Here is a 19,116-nt window from a genome sequence, read left to right on the forward strand (position 1 = left end):
TCTCACACAGGATCTGCTCTACTACAGTCCTACGCGCTCAGAACCACGAAGATCAGGTATGGAGAAGCGGCGCGGCGCGCCGCTTCTCCTCAATCTTCTGTAGGGGCGCATTGCGATGCGCCCCTACGGGATCTCTGGTGCAATCGCTAATTAAATTGGTATGAGAGCCGCGCGGAGCGCGGCTCTCACGATTGATCAAATCGGACTCAGGTAATCACCGTCGGCACATCCATGCCTGTCAGGTGCTTAATCTGGGCAACTTCTTCAGCAATTTGAATCAAGTCCGCCAATGCTACCTGCGCATCCTGGTCGTGTTTGCTGGGGTCAGACTCGTAACTTTCTAGATAAATCCGCAGCGTTGCCCCTTTGGTGCCCGTACCCGAAAGCCGGAAGACCACGCGAGAGCCATCGGTAAAACCAATGCGAATCCCTTGATTTTGGCTAATGCTGCCATCTACGGGGTCGGTGTAGCTAAAATCATCAGCATATTCGACTTCATAGGCTCCAAAGCGTTTGCCAGGAAGGGTAGGAAGTTGCGATCGCAATCCTGCCACCAGCGTATTCGCCTTCTCTGTTGCCACATCTTCATAGTCGTGCCGCGAATAATAGTTACGTCCATAGGTTTTCCAATGGTCGCGCACAATTGCCTCAACCGACTCTTGCCGGGCTGCCAACACATTCAGCCAAAACAGCACTGCCCACAATCCATCTTTTTCGCGGATGTGGTTAGATCCGGTGCCAAAGCTCTCTTCGCCACACAGTGTAGCTTTGCCGGCATCTAATAGGTTGCCAAAAAACTTCCATCCGGTCGGTGTTTCATAGCACTCAATCCCCAAGGCTTTCGCCACTCGATCAGGGGCTTGGCTGGTGGGCATCGAGCGGGCAATCCCTGCTAACCCATCTTTATACCCCGGAACCAGTTTGGCATTGGCAGCTAATACCGCCAGACTATCGCTGGGGGTGACAAAGAAATGACGACCTAACACCATGTTGCGATCGCCATCACCATCGGAAGCAGCGCCAAAGTCAGGGGCCTGGTCACCAAACAACAGTTCTACTAAATCGTGAGCATAGACCAGGTTGGGGTCAGGATGCCCACCGCCAAAATCTTCCAGCGGCACCCCATTTTGCACCGTACCCGCAGGCGCACCCAAAATTTGTTCAAAAATCCGATGGGCATAGGGTCCCGTTACCGCATGGAGAGCATCAAAACTCATGCGAAACTGCCCAGTCGCCAGATAACTGCGAATCCGATCGAAATCAAACAGTGACTGCATCAGCTCAGCATAATCGGCTACCGCATCAATCACTTCGACCGTCGTATCGCCCAGTTGAGTAGTGCCCAGGGTATCCAGGTCAATGTCGCCCGCATCCAAAATCTTATAGCTATCAATGACTTTGCTGCGCGCAAAGATCGCCTCCGTCACCTTCTCTGGAGCCGGTCCACCGTTGCCAATATTGTATTTGATGCCAAAGTCGCCATCGGGACCACCAGGATTATGGCTGGCAGATAAAATAATGCCCCCAAACGCCTGATTTTTACGAATCACACACGACACTGCCGGGGTAGATAAAATTCCACCCTGACCAACCAACACCCGACCAAATCCATTAGCCGCTGCCATTTTGAGAATGATCTGGATTGCCTGACGGTTGTAATAGCGACCGTCTCCTCCCACGACCAAGATCTGACCCTGAAACTCGTCCAGGCTATCAAAGATCGATTGGACGAAATTTTCTAGATAGTGAAATTCTTGAAAGGCTGTAACCTGCTTCCGCAGACCGGACGTACCGGGTTTTTGATCTGTATAGGGTGTCGTAGAAACAAGACTTATATTCATGGAATCTTAGAGGTCACGAGACAACATCAACTGTCCAATTTGAGCGTAGCCGAGAATCTTCCACTTTTTTACAGAATGTCTTCTGGTTTTCAGACAAGCAATGTTGGCATGGCTTACTCCAGCGATGAAATTTGATATGAGTGCCGCGCGGAGCGCAGCACTCATATCAAATTTCATCACCCAAATCAGCAACGCCGCAATGGTTACGGGTCGATTTTCGGACAGAGAGAACCTGCCCGATAGCGTTGACACATTTCCTCAGCCAATTTTTTGAAGGGTTACTTTCAGGAGATGTCTGAAAAAGATGTTACCCCTTTAAGGGCAAAGCATTCGTTAGATCGTCTTTGGTCAATGATGAAAATCATGGTTCGAATGCTTCGCCCCTACGATTTGCTGGGATAACCTCTTCTAGAAATCGCCTTAAGCCGTATTAACTGACACCGATACCCAAGAGACTCAGCACATAGAAAATGGCATAGTTGACGATGGCAAGAGCGATCGCCCCCATAACCGCACTCCAGATTTTATTGCGCAGGCGGAACCCTGGGATCAACCAGGCGGCTAACCCAAAGACGACGATATTGATGACAAATGACAGTAGACCGAAGGTGAGGAAATTAAAGGGGGCAGCCAGGGCATTGAGGATGCCAATCACCAAGGCTGCAATGATGGCTTTACCAAAGCTATCGATCTCAACCCCAATGAACGAAATTTTAGAAATGATAATCAGGCTAACGGCAGTAATAACCAGAACGATGAGGGTGCTAATCAGCCAAGACATAGGGAAACTCCTACAGGTAGATTGGTAATCACTTAACCTACCCAACAGTGTACCTGTCAAAGGATAGTGAGATATGGGGCAATGCCCGACAAATTCCACGTGATCCCAACGTCAGTTGAGCTACTTGAGCTGGCTAAGGCGATAGACCACCGAGCGATAGTTGCTTTCATTTCCGATCGACTGATACACCCACGCAGCTTGACGCAGATCTTGAAGCCCTGCTTGTAATTCACCCAACTGAAGTTTTACTTCACCGCGATACCGATAGCCGTGAGCATTACGGCTGTTGTATTGAATGGCTTGAGTATAATCTGCCATGGCTGATTCCAGGGCTTTTATCCGTTCACTCTCAGATAAAGCACGACCAGCTTTGAAATAGTAAGCATTTGCCCGACTGTTGTAATACATATAATTTGCCGGATCTAGAGCGATCGCTTTGCTATATTGGGCGATCGCTAAGGCATAGCTGTGCTGCTGATAAAACGCACGACCTTTCTGATGAAACGCTTCCGCCGTTTTCGGTGAAGACAGAGTCGAACTCACTGCCAAAAGCGGAATGAGTAAAAGCAATAGGGCTGGAAAAACTAACTCAACACGATTGACCGGGTGAGGATAGGGTTTGTTTTGAATTGGATCAGCTACTGTTTTATCTTTTCGGCTGTTGCCGAAAAGAGCCTTAACCGTATCGTTCAACTTTAAAACTAAAGATGCAGCCTGCATGAGCGGTGACACCCCAACTGCCCGATAACAATCCCCTTACTATCATATAGTGCTACGCGCTCACAAGGCAGAGCGGTGATAGGTTGAAAACATTGCTCTATACGTTTTTCAACCCACCACTTACTCGTTACGCGTTAGCCATACACTTGCCTTTCTGGGTTCAAGAGGTGGAGCAAACAAAAAGCCTTGCCCAAATTCACACCCCAACACTTGCAAGGTGGCGAGTTCGGCTTGCGTTTCAATTCCTTCTGCCACGACATCTATACCCAAACTATGTGCCAGGGTAACAATCATGCGCACGGTTTCACTAGAACTTGCATTCAAACGCTGGACAAACGAGCGATCGATTTTCAACGTATCAATCGGAAATTCATGCAATCGACTCAGAGAAGAGTAGCCCGTACCAAAATCATCAATGCAAAGACGAATCCCTAAATCTTTCAATTGTTTGAGACGCTTTGCCTCCGACGTAAAGGTTTCTAAAATACAACTCTCCGTAATTTCTAGCTTAAGACAATCACCGGGAAGCTGTACTTCATGCAAAATGGATTCCAGACGGTCTAACAGGTCTGTTTGTTTGAGTTGAATTGCCGACAGGTTGACATTCATTACCAGAGACGAACTATCAGGAAACTGAGTCCGCCAGAGACTGAGCTGGGCACAGGCAGCTTGCAACACCCACCAGCCTAACGGCACAATCAAACCCGTTTCTTCTGCAACTGGAATAAATTCAGTAGGTGAAACTCTTCCCCATTGGGAATGCTGCCATCTGACCAGCGCTTCAAATCCTTTCAAGCGACCCGTTGACAACGACACAATCGGTTGATAGTAAAGGCTAAACTCTTGGGCTTCAACGGCTCGACGCAGATTGCTTTCTAATTGCAACCGAGTTGTCACCTGAGCTTGCATTGCTGGATCAAAGATGGCATAACGGTTTCTGCCTTGTGCTTTAGCATGATACATAGCGACATCTGCATCTCTTAAAATATGGGCAGCGTCATCATACTCAATCGTACTCAGAGCGATGCCAACGCTAGCAGTCGTGAATACTTCATAACCTTCAATGGTAAAAGGATAGATAAATTGTTCATGAATGCGATTGGCAATTTCGATGGCTTCATCGGGTGAACTCAGTTCTTCAAGCAAAATAGCAAACTCGTCTCCACCAAACCGTGCCACGGTATCTGAGTTGCGTACACACGTTAATAAGCGTTGTGCAACACTTTTGAGCAACTCATCGCCAATGGCATGACCAAAACTATCATTGATCATTTTGAATCGATCCAGGTCTGTAAAAAGCACAGCATAAAAGCTATTGGAGTACCGCTTGGTCAATTGAATCGTATGTTCCAGCAATTTGACAAACCAGGGACGGTTGGGCAAGTTGGTTAAAGCATCATGAAATGCATCATGCTGAAGCTTATCGCTCACTTGCATCAATTTAGCCTGCGTTTCTTGTAGCCTTTCTAAGGAGTGTTGCAATGTTTGATTAGAGGTTTGCAAATGCTCATACAGAGCCGCATTTTCAAACGAAATACTGGCTTGAGCACACAACACATCGAGCATCTGAAGGCGATCGCTCGTAAATGCCCCCGCCACCAAATTATTTTCTAGATAAAGCACCCCAATGGGCTGATTTTGCTTAACCAGCGGCATACACAAAACCGATTTGGGTTGCGTCTCAATGATGTAAGGATCAGCCGCAAACCGTGTCTCGCCTGCCATATCATCGACCACTATCATTTCAAGGGTGCGAAACACATAGTTGATTAAAGAGATCGGAAGATGCTGGCTGGCTTCCAGGGGAGTAGATTGCAGCGTACAATCTTGACCACTGAGACATTGAGTCTTCAAGATCAATTGATCTGACTGTACTAAAATTAATGCGCCTTTCTCTGCACCAGCATTTTCTAAGACCACTTGCATTAAGGTGATGCTGACCTGTTCGGGTAATACTTCACTTGAAATCGTCTGCGAGGCTTTGATCACCGCAGCCAAGTCCAATACCTCAGTCGAGCTACTGGAACTGCTGGACGGATGTGACCTAGGCACGGTCATGTCTTTTTGCCGATGTCTTGCCTGTGCCAGGATGGGTTGAAGCAGCTGGGGATAGCGTTGTTCTAAATCATCCGTTTTGGCTTTAGCCCCCCATCGGGCATAGCAATAGTAGGCTTCTTGCAGATAAACCTGGGCTATTTTTTCTTTGCCCCATGCCAGATAAAATTTAGCGGCTAATTCATTGGCAAGGGCTTCTTCATGTAAGTAGGCGTTTGTTCTGGCACCTTGAATTGCCAGATCGTAATACTCTATCGCGTCTGTATATTGACCCAAAATGCGATAACGCTCGGCTTCCACCAATTGCCACTTGTGCAAGTAGTTCATTGGGGCATGGTCTGCCCATTGTTGTTTCAAGATCGCTTGATTATCCTGAACACGCTGCAAACGAGCGTTGATATCTGCGATCGCATCTGTAGCCGTAGCAAGTGCCATCAGCGCATCAAAGCAATAAAAAACAGGTTCACCGATAGTTCCAGCGTAGCCTGCAAAATATTGTCTGGCTTGAGTTGCATCATGTTCAGCCACATCCAAACAACCCAGTAAAAAATTCAATATAAATCGGTGCAGGTAAAAAACGCCTAATCGAAATGCATCACCCGAAACCTGTACTTCCGCACGCAATTGTTCTTCATACGCCGTTTGCCGAAAGGGAACGTCCTCTTCTGAATGACCTAATAAGATCAATGCCACGTGCCAATAAATCAAATAATGCTTACCCGTCGTCACTTGATTGAGATCACGCAACTGTTGATCGTAGGCACGAATTTGAGGTTCGAGATCAGTCAAAGATTGCCCGCACCAAAAGGCATTTAAGCTAAAAACCTGGACATTGTATACGACAAATTCTAGATTGCCTGTTTCCAAACCGGCTTGATAGCCCTCTTGAAAAATGGGTAGCGTTGCTCGCAACGAAGACGTGCAATGGTAAACATACCCGCCAATGACAACGGATGTTGCTGCCCGCATCGTTTTAGCATCAGGCTCTGAAGCCAGTCGATAGGCTAACTGACCAAATTCTTGAACGTCGCCCATGTCTTGCCAAAGCAGTTTGATTTGGAAGGCATAGCACGCATAACTAAACGGCGAAAACAGACTGTTGCCAACTTGAATCGAGCGCTTCACCTGAAGTGCCACTACCAATGGATAGAGCGGCGAACCTGTCATATAGCACGCATTCATCATGCCTGACGTAATTTGCAGGATGGCAAGTTGTTTAGCATCTGTAGTTTGGGGAAGATAAAAGAGATCGGCAATAGAGCGATCGCCAATCAGGGTTTTGATATCTTGCCGAACGTGCTGGAGTTCTTCCGGCGTGAAGCTTTCTGGCAGATTAGCACCTAATTCATCCAGGACTAATCGACTGATGGCGATCGCCGTTAGAAAATCATTACAAGAATTCAATGCCTGGATTTTTATCTGGTAGACACCCACCCGATCCAGACAGGTCTTAGCGTGATGAATCACAGAATCAATCCAATGATTCATTTGCTCAAAATTGCCCAGCAGCAGTGCAACTTCAGCCGCTAATTCATGTAGAGCTAACGTTAAATCATACTGTCGCTGCCAGGCCGTTTCACCCAACAACGTCAGACCAATTACAGCATAGTCATACGCAGATTGATAGGCAGTCGCAGCTCTAGCTTTACGCGCAGCCATGCGGTTGAGTCGAGCAAGCTCATCCCGCTCAGTTTGATCTGTAATGAGCAAGAGTCCATAATTCAACTGATTTACCAGTTCAAAAATACGGTCGTCCTTCGCCTCTGATGAAAGTTGCTGCAACCACAGTCGCCCAATTTGATAGTGGGCGATCGCGCGACTGTCTTGTGAAATCAAAGAATACGCCGATTGTTGAACGCGATCGTGGAGAAATCGGTACGAACACGACCCAGAATCAAGTATTGGTAAGTTAAAAGCATCGTCTCTACGACCATCTGACTGCTGCTTGATTCCCGATTCTTCTGGGAAAAACTTATAGATTTCGCTTTGAGGTAAAATAAACCCTTCCTGCAACGCCTGCCACAAGACAACAGCTGTATCCAACTCCGCTTGCTCGGGTAGATTGCTATCGTACGCACCCCGTGCCATCGTTAACGTTAACAAATCAAACTGATTGCCAATGCAAGCTGCCAGCTTCAAAATATCTTGGGTTGCAGGAGATAGCTTCTGGAGTTGCAGTGCCATAAACTCTACGACATTATCTGTCAGCGCTGCCTCTCGCACTTTTGTGATGTCACACTGCCAATGCCCTGCCTGCGCATCAAAGGTAATTAAACCATCCTGATGTAATGCTTTAAGAAACTGGGTCACAAAAAATGGATTGCCCTGCGTTTTTTGATATACCAATTCTGTCAACGGCTGGGCTAATTTAGCAGAACAACTCAGTGTATCGACAACAAGCTGATTGACACTGACTTGCGGCAACGGGGCAAGTGTAATGGTAGTTTGCCGCACACCTGTCTGGTGAATTTGATCCAATGTCTGCATCAGAGGATGAGCAGGGGAAACGTCAGTGTCTCGATAGGCTCCAATCAACAACAAATAGCCACCGTGCGACTCATTCATCAGCAACCGCATCAACTGAAGAGACGCAGAATCAGCCCACTGCAAATCATCTAAAAACATCACAAGGGGATGATCAGGTGTTGTAAACACTTGAATGAACTTTTGGAACAGTAGATTAAATCGGGTTTGAGCCGCTGCACCCGACAGTTCAGGCACGGGGGGTTGCTGCCCAATGATTCTTTCTAGTTCTGGAATAACCTCAATCACCACTTGCCCACTGCTGCCCAGAGCAGCCAAAATCTTAGTTTTCCAGTGTTGCAAATGGATATTGCTTTCACTGAGTAATTGCCTCATTAAATCTCGAAACGCCTGTACGAACGCAGAAAAAGGGATATTGCGATTAAACTGATCAAATTTGCCTTTGATGAAGTATCCCCGTTGGCGCACAATCGGTTTATGGACTTCATTCACAACCGCTGTTTTACCAATGCCAGGGGAGCCGGTGATGAAAATGAGTTCACTGGTAGGTGTCAAGGCTGGAGAATTAGACGCCATGTTGGCTGCCGATTCTACTTCCTGTTGGTTCGATGGAGATACCACACGAGCAAAGGCTGCCAATAGTTCAACAACCGCTTGTTCTCGTCCATATAACGTCTCGGGAATGAGAAAGCGATCGCTAACATCTCGTTGCCCAATTCTAAAGGGTTCAACTGTACCGTTACGTCTCAATTGGTTCAGGCAATTTGACAAATCATACTGAAGTCCAATAGCACTTTGATAGCGATCTTCTGCATTTTTTGCCATCAGCTTCATGACAATATCAGACAGCACTTCAGGAATAACAAAGGATGCAGACGTAGAAAGAGATTTCCCCACCGTTTGACTCAACATATGAGGGGGAACCGGCATTTTAGCAATGTGGCAATGAACCAGTTCCATAGGGTCATGGGACTGAAAAGGTAAGCGTCCGGTGAGCAGTTCGTAAAAAGTTACGCCCAGGGAATAAAAGTCTGTACGATAGTCAATTCCCCGATTCATCCGACCCGTTTGCTCCGGAGAAAGATAGGCTAGAGTCCCTTCTAAAATATTGAGAGTTTGGATTTCTTGTACTTCCCGTGGCAATAAAGAAGCAATACTGAAATCAATTAATTTAATCTGTTTAGTTCTGGGATTAATTAAAATATTGGTTGGTTTAATATCTTTGTGAATAACACGATTTTGATAAAGATGATGAATAATATCAGTTAGTTTTAGAATAATTTCTATGATTTCTATCAAGCTCAACGAGTGGTTCTGAATATAATTAGATAAGGAAACACCGTTGAAGTCTTCCATGACCAACGCGTAGCCATTGCGATAGGGTTCCAGGCTATAGGGTCGGACAATATTAGGAATGTTGAGATTTTTAGTAATCGTGTATTGATTACGAAACTGTATCAATTCGTTAAAACTTGGATATTCATGTTGTAGCACTTTGATAATTACAGGTTCAGCCTTAGCGATGTGCCGTCCCCGGTAGACGGAAGTTTTCGTTCCTTCATAGAGTTGCTCAAAAATTTGATATCCAGAGAGTTCAAACATAAAATTATTTTGTTTTGGTTGTGACATATAGCAATCCTATTTGATTTGTGAAAATGATCGGTTGTGAAAGCGCCCGCCCTTCGGGCGGGCGCTTTCACAACTGAATCAGGATCGATATAGCATTAGTATTCCCCATCTTAAAAAAATGGGTCTAAAGGCTGGTTATATCCATGAAAACTGAGTTTAAATTCTTAAAAAGGGATAGAGGCACGCCCCTGATTGACTGACATCTGCATTATTGACGCTGCATCACGCCGCACCTGGATAGAGTAGGGTTATCGTGTGAGGGCGTTGCTGATTTTAGGTATGAATTTGAACGTGAAACCAAAGGTTTCACGTTCAAATTCATACCACTATTAGCAATGCCGTGTGAGAGCTGCACCCTCCGTTAATAGACTTTTCCTCACGACGCTTTAATAACCAGGCTGACTTCTGATGGGGAATAAGTTCTATTGAAATTGGCATGAGAAATTTATCAACCGTTATTATATAAATGTAGAATAATTTACTTTTGTTAGACTCAATAATATTCGGGAAGCCTAATCATGAGGATGGCGATCGCTCTATCCGAGTCAGGTCAATCACTCGTAAAAATCTTCTCAAATATAAGGAGGGGTGACCGTACTAAATCCTGGCATGAATTTTATATTTAAATTCCGGCATTGCTTAATCCAGCTATGAAATTTGGTGTGAGTGCCGCGCTCTGCGCGGCACTCACACCAAATTTCATAGCCCAAATCAGCAACCCTTTAAACTAAACCTTACCCAAACGTGGGGCGTTCTAAGACATCATTACTTTAGATACCCTTATCCAACCATGGGGAAAAGAATTATGTTCCGTTTCCTTCGGGCAACAAAACCCACTCTTGAGATAGGCGATTCGTTGTACCGCCTGATGAAAAACTAATTCAACCCCATACAAAACCTAATTGATCCGCAACTGTGCATCTCAGTTATCCCATCGAGTAGATCCCTAACCGTCTTTGCACACAATTCAACACCCACGATGATCCAACTATCCTTGTTGGCGATCGCCATTGGTCTATCTGCGTTAGTTATCTTGCTACTGCTGACGTTGGTACTGAGTTTTAATCAACGCCTTAAAGCTCAACGGCTGCGCCAACAGACCTTAGACGAGTATGAAAAAAACGTTCGCCACCTGATCCGCGATATGCAGGTGGGGGTGTTGCTGCTGAATAAAGAAGCAGAAATTCTGATTTATAACCGAGCAGCCCTCCATCTACTGAATGGACTGGCTACCGATTTACGTCATCAAGTGTTTGGCAAAAACTGGCACTTACTTCAAGACAATGGTATACCGTTTCAAATTCCTGAATTGCCTGTACAACAGGCGATCGCCTTACGCCAACCGATGCATGATGTCATTGTTCAGTTCCAGACGGCTGAACACCGGATCAGGCGTTGGCTCTTGATCAATACTGACCCACAGTTCAGTTCCACGGGTGAAGTAGAGCGGGTGATTTGTACCCTCAGCGATATCACACAACAAAAGCGGGCAGAAGCCTCACTGCGTCGCGGATTTGAACGAGAAATGGCGATCGCCAAAATCGTTAAACGTATCCGTCAGACCCTTGATTTAGAAACCATTTTTAACACCACCACTCAAGAACTACGACGGGTGCTGAAGTGCGATCGCGTTTTGATTTATCGCTTTAATCCCGATTGGAGTGGAACATTTGTGTCTGAATCTGTCGCAGACTGCTGGAAACCGTTACGACCCGCCTCAAATGCGCCTATTTCAGTAACTCAAACGGCGGATCACGCTGAGTGCATGATTAAAACAATTGATAGTACCGAAGACCTGATTGAAGACACCTTTCTACGAGACAATCAAGGGAGCATCTATCGTCAGAAAAGCAGCTATCGCTGTGTTGTAGACATTTATCAAATGGGCTTCAATCCCTGCTATATCCATCTGCTCGAACAATTTCAGGCAAGGGCTTACATTACCGCTGCAATTTTTTGTAACAATCATCTCTGGGGCTTACTGGGTATCTATCAAAATGATGCCCCTCGTCATTGGCAAGCAGAAGATCTTCGCATTGTTACCCAGATCGCTTCACAACTGGGGGTTGCCTTACAGCAAGCCGAATTATTGACTCAAACGCAACAACAAGCCCAGCAGCTTCAGGCAGCGAAAGAAGGTGCGGATACTGCCAATCAAGCGAAAAGTGAATTTCTTGCCAACATGAGCCACGAACTGCGTACACCGCTCAATGCCATTCTTGGGTTTACTCAACTGCTCAATCGAGACGAACAATTGTCTACTGAACAACAGGAATACGTAAACATCATCAACCGCAGCGGCGAACATTTGCTGGCACTGATCAACGATGTTCTAGAAATGTCAAAAATTGAGGCAGGGCGGATTACCCTCAATGGGGTGGATTTCGACCTGTATCACTTGCTCAGTAATTTAGAACAAACCTTTCAATTTAAAGCCCGCTCAAAAGGTCTAAACCTGATTTTTTCCTGTAGTCCCGATGTGCCCCACTACATCCATACCGATGAAAGCAAGTTACGTCAGGTTTTGCTCAATTTACTCAGCAACGCCATTAAGTTTACTCATACGGGACAGGTGATTTTACGAGTAACTCGATTGCTTGCAGGCGATCGCCCTCAGCTATTCCCAGCAGCTCCCCTAACATCTCCCCCAGTATCTTCCCCACTATTAATGGCAGGATCTACCGCACCTGGGCAACCCCTCACGCTTCATTTTGAAGTGGAAGACACCGGAGCCGGGATTGCACCCCACGAGATCGAGTTGCTATTTCAGGCATTTCGGCAAACCCGCGCGGGCTTAACGACGACCGAGGGAACTGGATTAGGGTTAGCGATCAGCCAAAAGTTTGTCAACTTGATGGGGGGCGAAATCGCCGTCTGTAGCCAGGTGGGTCAAGGGAGCCGGTTCTCGTTCACGATTCAGGTTCATTCGTTCGCCACTGCACCCAGTCTGATCAAAAAATTAGCCCCAAAACGCGTCATCGGCTTAGCACCCGATCAACCCAGCTATCGGATTTTAGTCGCAGAAGATGAACCCATTAATCGTCGCTTACTCGTTCAGATTCTTACCGCTTTGGGGTTTGAGCTGCAAGAGGCAAAAGACGGGCAAGAAGTTTTGGCTCGTTGGGCAGACTGGCATCCCCATTTGATCTGGATGGATATGCACATGCCGGGGATGAATGGGTATGAGGTAACCCGGCAGATTCGCAAGGCAGAACAGGTTCAACCCCGATCGGGGGAAATTGGGCAAACTGGACAAGCCGATGAAGGGATAGAAGGTCGGCAAGATGGGCATCCTGAGAACAGGGAAGGTAAGTTTTGCTATTCCCAGGTGCCAACCGCCAAGATCATTGCGTTAACGGCTAGTGCGTTTGAAGAAAATCGGCAAGCAGCACTCTCCGCCGGATGTGACGACTTTGTCCGAAAACCATTCCAAACCGACGAGATTTTAGCAACCATGGCAAAACATATCGGGGTACAGTACTGCTTTGAAACAGAGGTGGAGTCAGAGGCAGCACAGGCAGCAACAGATGCGGCAGATCCGTTTACGTTAGATGCCAATGCGATCGCCGTTATGTCAAGACAGTGGCTAGATGAGTTAGAATATGCAGCTTCTCAGTGTAGTGATTTCATGTTGCTACAACTGATTCAGCAAATTCCCGTAGAACATACTCGTTTATCAAACGCGTTGACCGAACTGGTTAACAATTTCCGATTTGACCAAATTTCTCTACTCCTACACCAAGTCAAGCGTTAAGTAGCAACTCTCTCAAGAGACAAAGGAAAGCATGGATAACAGGTGGGGCACTACAGAAAACGCAGACATTTTAATTGTGGATGACACTGCGGAAAATATTCGCCTGCTCTCTACCATGCTGTCTAGACAAGGGTATAACGTTCGTAAAGCTATTAATGGGCAAATGGCGCTCACAGCCGTGCGATCGCTACCCCCCGATTTAATTTTGCTCGACATCATGATGCCAGAGATGGATGGCTATGAAGTGTGTCAAACGCTTAAGGTCGATCCACAAACCTCCGGGACACCCGTCATTTTTTTGAGTGCGTTGGATGACGCTTTTGATAAGGTACGGGCGTTTGAAGTCGGCGGGGCAGACTACATTACTAAGCCGTTTCAGTTTGAGGAAGTATTGGCACGGGTGCGCCACCAACTGGCATTAAAAACGGCAGAAAAACAAATTTTGCAGCTCAATTGTGAGTTAGAAAATCGTGTTAAAGAGCGGACTCGGCAACTAGAAATTGCCAATGCCCAATTGTTAAATCTAGCGTTGCACGATACGTTGACAGGGCTTGCCAATCGAGCGTTATTAATGGAACAGTTAAAACAGGCGATCGACCAGGCAAACGCGAACCCTGACTATCAATTTGCCGTCTTATTTTTGGATTGCGATCGCTTTAAGGTGATTAATGATTCCCTGGGTCATCTCGTAGGCGATGAGTTATTGGTGGCGATCGCCCATCGGCTCCAGACCATTCTCAACGACCACGACACCCTGGCTCGCTTGGGTGGCGACGAATTTGCCGTGTTGTTAACTCACATAAAGCATCCCACCTATGCAGGGCAAATCGCTCACGAGCTGTTGAAAGCGCTGACCTATCCATTTCAACTGCAACGGCACGAGGTATTTATTAATGCCAGCATTGGCGTTGTCTTGGGCAACGCGGGCTATCAAGAAGCCGAACATATTCTACGCGATGCGGATACTGCCATGTACAGTGCCAAAGCCGCTGGCAAAGCGCAATACCGCATTTTTGATGACACCATGCACGATGCGGCACTCCAGTTTTTGAAACTGGAAACCGATCTGCGTCGGGCGATTATGCGTCAAGAATTTTCCCTGCATTATCAACCCATTGTTGACCTGCACACCGGCAAAATAGCCGCCTTAGAAGCGCTGGTACGCTGGCATCATCCCGTTCATGGGTTTATTTCACCCGTCACCTTTATCCCGGTGGCAGAAGAAACGGGGCTGATTAACGTGATTGGCAACTGGGTCTTACAAGAAGCCTGTCGGCAACTGCATGACTGGCATAAAAAAGGCATCTCAGACACCCTATCGATCAGTGTGAATTTATCAGTTCGACAGTTTGCCCAGCCCAATCTGATCCATCAGATTGATCAAATTCTCCATGCCAACCAGCTTAAGCCTCAGCAGTTGAAACTCGAAATTACCGAAACCGCCTTAATGGATAATGCAGGCACAACCGCTACGCTGTTAAAGCAACTGAGAGAACGGCGCATCGAACTTAGCATTGATGACTTTGGCACCGGGTATTCTTCTCTGAGCTATTTGCATTCTTTTCCCGTCGATCATCTCAAGGTCGATCGCTCGTTTATCAGTGGTATTAGCGGTCTGGATGATCAGTTGCACCATCCCAAATTGATCTCCATGATTATCAATGTGGCGCAAGCATTGGGCATGAAGGTGGTGGCAGAAGGCATTGAAACCGAGAGCCAACTCAACTATCTCAGGGAACTCAAGTGCGAATTTGGTCAGGGCTATTGGTTTTCTCAGCCCCTGGCGGCAAATCAAATCGAAATGCTCATGCAATCTGAGCCTCGTTGGTAAGGATCTGGCGTAGAGCCGCGATTCATCGCGGCTCTACGTTTGGGTCGTACTCATCGCGCGATCGCCGAGGTGCAAACCTGGTCTAACACCTGCGCTAACCGTTGCATGCCTGTGACAATTTCTTCATTCGAGGCAGTCAGGCTGATCCGCAGACATTGGTGAATGTGCGACCAATCTTCTCGCAGACCGGGGAAAAACGGACTTCCGGGGACAACAATGACACCAGCTTGCTTTAAGGCTTCGTAGAGTTCCTGGTCGGTGATCGGCAAATCTTTGAACCAGATCCAGGCAAAGATGGCACCCTCACCCCGATGTAAAAACCATGGAAATGTTTTCGGCATCGCCGCATCTAGCGTTGCTTCGACCACCGTAAATTTTGCCTGGTAATAAGGACGGATGACGCGACTGGACACCTCTGCTAAAGCGCCCGAATTGATCGCACGCGCCGCGATCGCCTGTCCATAACGAGAGGAATGGATACAAAGATTCGTTTGAAATGCCTCTAATGCTCGAATAATCCGCTCATCTCCCAGGGCAATGCCAACCCGCTCTCCCGGTAGCCCTGCCTTAGAAAGGCTAATGCAATGCACCACATTCTTGGCAAAAATGGGCGTCATGTCTGTGAAATTCAATGCGGGATAAGGACAGGCATAGGCAGAATCGACCAACACAGGCACATCATAGGTTTCTGCCAGAGACGCAATTTTTTTCACCTCTTCATCAGTCAATACGTTGCCTGTAGGGTTGCAGGGACGAGAGAATAAGACAAATCCCGTGTTCTCATCAATTTCGAGTTGACTAAAATCTGGGCGATATTTAAACCGATGAGCCGCCTCATCGATATCCAATGTTGGCTTGTAGGCAACCAGTGCTTCTTGCACCAGTGTGACGCCTCCATATCCCGTATAGTCGGGACTGAGCGGCAATACAATTTTTTTCAATTGACCATCGTTGGCATATCCACCCAGTGCATTAGCGGCCAGAAAATAGAGGGCTTGACTGCCCGGTGTAATCAAAATATTGCGCTCAGTCAGCGTTAACCCATACCGCTGATTAAAATCGTTTAATACCGCATCAATAAACGGTTGATAGCCCTGGCTCGACCCATAGCGACACACCACTTCACCATATTCGTTGCTCGCCAATAAATCAGCAGTGCAGTCGCGCCACAATTGCTCGACCTCCGGCAAGATCACCGGATTCCCGGCACTGAGATTGATAAATTCTTTCCCAGTTTTGAGGGTATCAATAATATCTTTCATAATTGCCCGCACCCCTGTCAGGTGGGACATTTGTTCGCCAAATTGGGTAAGCAGTGAAGACATGGTATCAGGGTGAGGGGTAGGGAATAAAAGGATAAACGGTGTGGGTCAGGTTGCGGATACATTTGAACGTAAACTCTTCAGGTTCACGTTCAAATGTATCCCCAAAATCAGCAATGCTCAATTTACGGTACAGCTAATGACTGCATGATCCTAATGAAAGGATAGCGGAATCACTGCATAAATTTCTCAAGCCAACCCTACTGAATTCTCGAAGGGATTTAACCCCCAGAAACCCACAGAATTCAGGAGAAATACGATGGTTGTTAAATTTGGCACTCTTTTCGATGATATTCTCAATGGCACTGCCGATGCAGATTTACTCCAAGGCTTGGACGGCAACGATATCCTGAATGGCAAAGCCGGAGATGATCAACTATTAGGTGATGCTGGGGATGACAAACTGGTCGGCAGCACAGGCAACGATACCCTGACGGGTGGTGATGGCAACGATACGGTATTGGGAGGGGCTGATAACGATCGCCTGCTGGGTAACAGCGGCAACGATCGCCTGGTTGGCGGTGGCGGTGATGACAAGCTCTTTGGCGGTGCGGGCGATGACAAGCTCTTTGGGGGCAGTGGCAACGATCGCCTCATCGGGGGCAGTGGTAGCGATCGCCTCATTGGGGGCGCTGGAGATGACGTAGCCAACGGTGGCGCAGACAACGACATCATCAACAGTGGCACAGGTGCTGACATTTTAAATGGCGGCAGCGGCAACGACACCCTCAGAGGGGGCGCAGATGATGATGTGTTGAAGGGGGGTGCAGGCAACGATTTGCTCAATGGCGGCACCGGCAACGACAGTATGACAGGTGGAAGTGGCGATGATACATATATCGTCAACAGTGCTGCCGATGCCGTGATTGAACTGGCTGCCGAGGGCACTGATACCGTGCAATCGTCCATCAGTTACACGCTGGGCAGCGCTCTAGAAAATCTGATCTTAATTGGTGCCGATGCGATCGATGGCACCGGCAATGAACTCGACAACACCATCACCGGCAATAGTGCCAACAACGTTTTGACAGGCGGATTGGGCAACGATACGTTACAAGGCGGTGAAGGGGATGACGTCCTCGATGGTGGTGGGGGTGACGATGCCCTGACAGGTGGATTGGGCAACGACCTGTACATCATCGATAGCGCTGCCGACACCATCACAGAAGACGCCGCTGCCGGAATCGATACGGTGCAATCGGTCTTGACCTACACGCTTGGCACAAACCTGGAAAACTTGACCCTGAGCGGTACCGATGCGATCGATGGCACCGGCAACGAACTCGACAACACCATTATTGGCAACGATGCCAATAACGTTCTTTCCGGCGAAGCCGGTAACGACGTTTTACAAGCTGGCTTGGGCGACGATACGCTGTATGGAGGTGACGGCAACGACACGTTAGACGGTGGCGATGGCAACGATTACCTGGATGGTGGCGTGGGCGATGACGCCATGAGCGGCGGTTTGGGGAATGATACCTTCGTCGTCAATAGTGCGGCAGATGTCGTGACTGAAGCCTTTGACTCTGGCTATGATACCGTCTACGCATCGATTACACACACCCTATCAGCCAATGTAGAAACTTTGATTTTGACTGGAACCGATGCGATCGATGGCACAGGTAATGAATTGGATAACTACATTGAAGGCAATGATGCCAACAACACGCTGAGCGGCGAACTCGGCAACGACTATCTTTATGGTGGCTTGGGCAGTGATAGTCTCTGGGGTGGCGATGGCAACGATACACTATCAGCTGGTGATGGGGATGACTACCTCTATGGAGGTGCTGGGGATGATTCACTCTATGGTAGTGACGGGAACGACTATCTTTCTGCCAGCTTGGGCAATGACTACTTGAGCGGCGGTTTGGGCAATGACTCCCTGTATGGTAGCGATGGCGATGATACACTCAGCGGTAGCTCTGGTGAAGACTATGTCTCTGGTGGAGCCGATAACGATTATCTGCTAGGTGGGGGCGATAACGATACCCTTGTGGGTGGCACCGGCAATGATACATTGAACGGCTTTAGCAGTGGCATGGAGTATGACAGCCTCAGTGGTGGCGATGGAGCTGATACCTTTATCTTGGGCGATGCTTACGGCACCTACTACACCGGATCGGGGTATGCCACCATCACCGACTTCAACTGGGCTGAAGGCGACAAATTCCAGGTTCAAGGTGTCATTGGTGATTATTCCCTCGACACCAGCAGCAACTGGGTTGGCAGTGCTTCTAATGACACACTGATTTATAAAGGTGCAGAGTTGATTGCGATCGTGCAAGACACCACCAACGTCATCCTCGGTGCAGACTTCAATTTTGTCTAATACCAACCAATATGACGTTGCACCGTTTTAAGAGGGGGTGCAGGGGTTCCACCCCTGTCCGGGGGCACAGCCCCCGCGCTCCCTGTCCTAACCAGCCCTTCAGATGTTATGGAGATGAAGTTGAATGGGAAACCAAAGGTTTCCCATTCAACTTAGGAGCGTGGATTAAATAAGATCGAATAATGAATCGTTTGTAGGGGCGAACGGTCGTTCGCCCCTACAATACATCATGTTACTCCCTGGAAGGGCGAAGCGTTCGTTAGATAGTCTTCAGTAAATAGCGAAAATCATTATCCGAACGCTTCGCCCCTACGAGATCCGATCGCTTATGCTGTTATCGCCCATTCAGGTGAGGTCATCGTCA

The 19,116-nt window shown here is 47.6% G+C and carries 8 protein-coding genes; 3 read left to right on the forward strand and 5 right to left on the reverse strand.

Features of this window, described 5'->3' with window-relative positions:
* Window positions 1-206: 206 nt before the first annotated feature.
* The 4 genes from ACR6Z4_RS11735 to ACR6Z4_RS11750 form a co-directional block, all read right to left on the reverse strand.
* Window positions 207-1,841, reverse strand: a complete 1,635-nt coding sequence (locus tag ACR6Z4_RS11735) for an alpha-D-glucose phosphate-specific phosphoglucomutase (protein WP_479717454.1) — start codon at window positions 1,839-1,841, stop codon at window positions 207-209.
* A gap of 430 nt (window positions 1,842-2,271) precedes the next feature.
* A complete protein-coding gene (locus tag ACR6Z4_RS11740) occupies window positions 2,272-2,622 on the reverse strand; it encodes a phage holin family protein (RefSeq protein ID WP_479717455.1) in 351 nt (116 codons plus the stop codon).
* 120 nt (window positions 2,623-2,742) lie between these two features.
* Window positions 2,743-3,342, reverse strand: a complete 600-nt coding sequence (locus ACR6Z4_RS11745; protein WP_479717456.1) for a tetratricopeptide repeat protein — start codon at window positions 3,340-3,342, stop codon at window positions 2,743-2,745.
* A gap of 120 nt (window positions 3,343-3,462) precedes the next feature.
* A complete protein-coding gene (locus tag ACR6Z4_RS11750) occupies window positions 3,463-9,510 on the reverse strand; it encodes an EAL domain-containing protein (protein ID WP_479717457.1) in 6,048 nt (2,015 codons plus the stop codon).
* A 979-nt stretch (window positions 9,511-10,489) separates the two neighbouring features.
* Here ACR6Z4_RS11750 and ACR6Z4_RS11755 point away from each other — a divergent pair.
* Window positions 10,490-13,264: a histidine kinase dimerization/phospho-acceptor domain-containing protein gene (locus ACR6Z4_RS11755; protein ID WP_479717458.1), complete on the forward strand. Its 2,775-nt coding sequence runs from the start codon at window positions 10,490-10,492 to the stop codon at window positions 13,262-13,264.
* Between the two features lie 31 nt (window positions 13,265-13,295).
* Window positions 13,296-15,095, forward strand: a complete 1,800-nt coding sequence (locus tag ACR6Z4_RS11760; protein WP_479717459.1) for a putative bifunctional diguanylate cyclase/phosphodiesterase — start codon at window positions 13,296-13,298, stop codon at window positions 15,093-15,095.
* Between the two features lie 50 nt (window positions 15,096-15,145).
* On the opposite strand, the gene ACR6Z4_RS11765 is transcribed toward ACR6Z4_RS11760, so the two are convergent.
* Complete coding sequence (locus ACR6Z4_RS11765) at window positions 15,146-16,420, reverse strand: valine--pyruvate transaminase (RefSeq protein WP_479717460.1); 1,275 nt, start codon at window positions 16,418-16,420, stop codon at window positions 15,146-15,148.
* 256 nt (window positions 16,421-16,676) lie between these two features.
* On the opposite strand from ACR6Z4_RS11765, the gene ACR6Z4_RS11770 reads away from it, so the two are divergent.
* Window positions 16,677-18,752, forward strand: a complete 2,076-nt coding sequence (locus ACR6Z4_RS11770) for a calcium-binding protein (RefSeq protein ID WP_479717461.1) — start codon at window positions 16,677-16,679, stop codon at window positions 18,750-18,752.
* Window positions 18,753-19,116: the final 364 nt, after the last annotated feature.

It is taken from the genome of Calyptranema fuscum S582 (genome assembly GCF_055793305.1).

Coding starts and splice junctions, on each gene's coding strand:
- ACR6Z4_RS11760 (WP_479717459.1), top strand. CDS start 13,296: ATGGATAACAGGTGGGGCACTACAGAAAACGCAGACATTTTAATTGTG.
- ACR6Z4_RS11750 (WP_479717457.1), bottom strand. CDS start 9,510: ATGTCACAACCAAAACAAAATAATTTTATGTTTGAACTCTCTGGATAT.
- ACR6Z4_RS11745 (WP_479717456.1), bottom strand. CDS start 3,342: ATGCAGGCTGCATCTTTAGTTTTAAAGTTGAACGATACGGTTAAGGCT.
- ACR6Z4_RS11755 (WP_479717458.1), top strand. CDS start 10,490: ATGATCCAACTATCCTTGTTGGCGATCGCCATTGGTCTATCTGCGTTA.
- ACR6Z4_RS11740 (WP_479717455.1), bottom strand. CDS start 2,622: ATGTCTTGGCTGATTAGCACCCTCATCGTTCTGGTTATTACTGCCGTT.
- ACR6Z4_RS11765 (WP_479717460.1), bottom strand. CDS start 16,420: ATGTCTTCACTGCTTACCCAATTTGGCGAACAAATGTCCCACCTGACA.
- ACR6Z4_RS11770 (WP_479717461.1), top strand. CDS start 16,677: ATGGTTGTTAAATTTGGCACTCTTTTCGATGATATTCTCAATGGCACT.
- ACR6Z4_RS11735 (WP_479717454.1), bottom strand. CDS start 1,841: ATGAATATAAGTCTTGTTTCTACGACACCCTATACAGATCAAAAACCC.